Here is a 237-nt window from a genome sequence, read left to right as displayed (position 1 = left end):
AGACCTACAACATCGTTGCAGCCCACGGCTACTTCGGTCGTCTGATCTTCCAGTACGCCTCCTTCAACAACAGCCGCAGCCTGCACTTCTTCCTGGCAGCCTGGCCGGTGGTCGGCATCTGGTTCACCGCCCTGGGCGTCAGCACCATGGCCTTCAACCTGAACGGCTTCAACTTCAACCAGTCGATTCTCGACGGTCAGGGCCGGGTGATCAACACCTGGGCCGACGTGCTCAACC

1 pseudogene is annotated in these 237 nt (G+C 60.3%); it reads left to right on the top strand.

Features of this window, described 5'->3' with window-relative positions:
* Nucleotides 1-237 (top strand): annotated as a pseudogene (locus tag KUG41_RS15235) (photosystem II q(b) protein); the annotation flags it as partial.

This window comes from Synechococcus sp. CCY 9618 (assembly GCF_019038415.1).
Classification (GTDB): domain Bacteria; phylum Cyanobacteriota; class Cyanobacteriia; order PCC-6307; family Cyanobiaceae; genus Cyanobium.
This window is presented reverse-complemented; position numbering and strand designations above follow the sequence as displayed.